Here is a 3,203-nt window from a genome sequence, read left to right as displayed (position 1 = left end):
GAATTTCGCTCACGTTTTTTTAGTTTTCAGTTTTTTCTTTGAAATCAAATAATTTTTGATTTTTGATAAAGTGATCGAGTTTTTGACTTGGTTGGTGAGCAAAGTAGTCAACAAATTTTTTGCTCCATCGCTTGGTTTCGCGAGCTTCGCCGAATGCTTCCATCGTTTCATCGTACGCTTCAATTAGGGCGTAGTCCGTTTCTTTATACGTATCGTAGTGGATGACAGCTTGCTCAGGCAAGCGCGGTTTGATTTTCATTTCGACAGTTGGTTTACCGATTGTTAAGCCTGCGATAGGCAAGACATAATCTGGTAGGTGAAGAAGTTCTTTTAATTCATCGACATGGCTACGCACGCTGCCGACAGGTACGGCACCTAACCCAAGTGATTCGGCAGCAATCAAAGCATTTTCAAGTGCTAAACTTGCATCAGTTGTAGCGATTAGTAGCGGATTTAGTCCGTCGCCGATTTGGTAGCTTGCTTGATTTTCTTTGGCGACTTGTTCTGTTCGTTTTAAGTCAGCTAGAAAGAGTAGAAAGACCGAGCTATTTAAGATATGAGGATTTCCCGGGTTCATGCGAATCATTTCTTCACGGATTTTTTTATCTTGGATGACGATAATCGAGTACATTTGACCGTTCATCCAGCTTGGTGCCTGCCGAGCTGCTGCCAAGATAGCTGATAATTGTTCTTTAGGTAAGGTATAGTTTTCGTCAAAGTGACGATAACTCCGGTGAGAAGTTAGTAGGTGAATAGTATCATTCATAATGGATCATCCTTTCGTAGTTGTTGTGTAATGGTCTGCATCCTAGTCACGAAGGAGCAGACTTGCTCTGATTTTAGTCGAGTATAGTTCACTCTACAAGACATTGTATCATTACTAAATAGAAAAGAGGGAGCTAGAAGTATCTCGTGAGTAAGAAACCTTTCCCAGTCTTTGCGTTTTAAAGGCTGATGCTTCCAAGTCAGCCAATGATAGATACCGCCATTGATTGAATGGAGTTGCCAATCATTTGTCAATGAAGCAAATGCCGCATGGAATTGCTGCTCTTTTTGTTTTAGTTGCCGTAACAAAGTGGCATGTGTTTCCTGATAACCTTGGTCGCTTAAGGCTTGGTAAGCAAGTAGCTGCGGAAATAAATCGGTCGTCAAATCCAGTCGTTCTTTTGTTTCGGAGAATGCTTGGATGAGGGCTTTTGGAGCGAGTATCCAGCCGATTTTGATTAACGGTGAGAGAATTTTAGATAGAGATCCTAAATAAATGACTTGATCTGGTGCCAGTTCTTTTAGTGTTGGCGGTACGGATTGAAAGTGTAATTCGGCAAATATATCGTCTTCGATAATTGGTATTTGATACGTTTGGCAAATGGCAATAATTTGCTTGCGTCGATGGAGCGACATCGTTTTTCCAGTTGGATTTTGGTGCGTGGGATTCAGATAGAGTAGCTGAATCGTCTTTTTTTTGCACGCAGCCAAGAGTCCTTGGGCGGAGAGACCTTCATCATCTTGTGGAATACCTTCAAGCTTGATGCCTAATGAAGCAAAATACGGTAGAGCGAATAAAAAGGAAGGGTCTTCCGTTGCGACACAGTCTCCTTTTTTGACGAATGTTTGCAAGATAATTTGTAGTCCTTGGGTGGAGCCAGCTGTTACCAAAAGTTGCTGGAAGTTCATCGCGACGTGCATGCTTTGTTGCAGTCGTTCTTTTAATAAGTGTAAGAGAGGCAAGTACCCGCTTGTGGTATTTTGCGTTGCCTTTTTGAGAATTTGTTCCCATGATATTTCTGGAAAGGAAAAGTTAGGAATCAACTCAGCTGGCAATTCACCGGTCAAAAGATCGATAGTGGTTGCCGAATGGGTCTGCTCTTTCATTTTCTTTAAATACGGATCTTCTTGAAGATTGGCTTGAGTAGGCAAGCTTGGCCAGTGTGCGAAAGGAGTTTGCCGGTTGGCCAGTTGACTTTGCGCGACTTGGGTACCGCTGCCTTGTTTGCGGACAATCCAGCCAAGGCTTGCTAGTTCATCGAGCGCGCGCACGACTGTCGAACGATTGACTTGCCATTGAGCCGCAATCGTCCGCTCTGGTGGCAAAGTGCTACCTGGTAGGAGCGCACCTTGCTCGATCTTTGCGACATACTCATTAATAATTTGTTGATAGAGAGGGACTTTCATGTCATCATCCTTCCATGTTTGAGTGCTGATGCATCTAATTGTTAATTGGATGGTTTAAAAATAATCCAATTGGTTGTTTCCGTCAAGAAGTTTACTAAGTATACTTAAAAAAAGGACGTGATAGTATGGAAAAGGTTTTAACAATTGCAGGATCAGATTCAACCGGTGGAGCCGGGTTACAAGCGGATTTGAAAACATTTGAAGAGTATGGAGTTTTTGGTTTTTCGAGTATCACCTCGATTGTAACGATGAATCCCGAGAATGGGTGGTCTCATCAAGTGACCGAACTGTCTGATGAACTATTAAAAGAACAATTGATTTCGGTGTTTGCTGGTGGACCAGTTGCTGCAATTAAAACAGGGATGATGGGCAATGAACGGAACATTGAAGTTGCCAGTCAGTATTTGACAAAGGAATACACGGCGCACGTGGTGATTGACCCTGTGATTGCTTGCAAAGGTACGGCGCAAATTCTTCAACCTAAAAGTGTCGAAGGAATCAAAACATTTCTTCTACCGAAAGCTGAAGTAGTGACACCGAATTTAATCGAAGCGGGCATTTTATCTGAACTGGGGGATCTTGCGACAGTCGATGAAATGAAGGAGGCCGCAAAACGCATTGCAGCGTATGGCGCGAAGTATGTGGTGATTAAGGGTGGCCGTCGTTTGGCTACTGATCGAGCGATTGATTTGTTTTATGATGGGACCGACTTTGAATTATTAGAAGGAACGATGCATCAAACCAATAGCAATCATGGTGCGGGTTGTACCTTTGCTGCTGCTGTAACGGCAGGATTAGCCAAAGGAAAGTCAGCACTTGATTCAGTAGTCTTGGCCAAAGACTTTGTTTCCAAAGCCATTGAAGCAGGTGTTATCATTAATCCCTATGTAGGACACGTGTGGCATGGGGCATACAATCAGGCAGAGAAACGGATGAACATGTAGAAAAAAAGCTACTATTATACTAATATACTAAATGAAAACTTTCCTTTATCAAACGAGCAGAAGTGATGAAGGAAAGTTTTTTATTGG

At 42.6% G+C, this 3,203-nt stretch carries 3 protein-coding genes; 1 reads left to right on the top strand and 2 read right to left on the bottom strand.

Going from position 1 to position 3,203, the window contains the following annotated elements; translation table 11 throughout:
* Positions 1-19: 19 nt before the first annotated feature.
* The gene (locus HMPREF9088_RS02910; RefSeq protein WP_007207633.1) at positions 20-766 is read right to left on the bottom strand and encodes a nitroreductase family protein; all 747 of its coding nucleotides are present in this window, start codon (positions 764-766) and stop codon (positions 20-22) included.
* Entirely contained in the window at positions 763-2,172 is a 1,410-nt protein-coding gene (locus HMPREF9088_RS02905; protein WP_007207632.1) for an aminotransferase-like domain-containing protein, read from the bottom strand. The genes HMPREF9088_RS02910 and HMPREF9088_RS02905 overlap by 4 nt, the downstream gene beginning before the upstream one ends.
* Positions 2,173-2,297: 125 nt before the next feature.
* Between HMPREF9088_RS02905 and thiD the strand changes: the two genes are divergently transcribed.
* Positions 2,298-3,116 carry a bifunctional hydroxymethylpyrimidine kinase/phosphomethylpyrimidine kinase gene (gene thiD / locus HMPREF9088_RS02900; RefSeq protein ID WP_007207631.1) on the top strand — a complete coding sequence of 273 codons (819 nt, stop codon included), beginning with the start codon at positions 2,298-2,300 and terminating at the stop codon, positions 3,114-3,116.
* The last annotated feature ends 87 nt before the right edge of the window (positions 3,117-3,203 follow it).

This window comes from Enterococcus italicus DSM 15952, assembly GCF_000185365.1.
Classification (GTDB): Bacteria; Bacillota; Bacilli; order Lactobacillales; family Enterococcaceae; genus Enterococcus_G; species Enterococcus_G italicus.
This window is presented reverse-complemented; position numbering and strand designations above follow the sequence as displayed.

Coding starts and splice junctions, on each gene's coding strand:
- HMPREF9088_RS02910 (WP_007207633.1), bottom strand. CDS start 766: ATGAATGATACTATTCACCTACTAACTTCTCACCGGAGTTATCGTCAC.
- thiD (WP_007207631.1), top strand. CDS start 2,298: ATGGAAAAGGTTTTAACAATTGCAGGATCAGATTCAACCGGTGGAGCC.
- HMPREF9088_RS02905 (WP_007207632.1), bottom strand. CDS start 2,172: ATGAAAGTCCCTCTCTATCAACAAATTATTAATGAGTATGTCGCAAAG.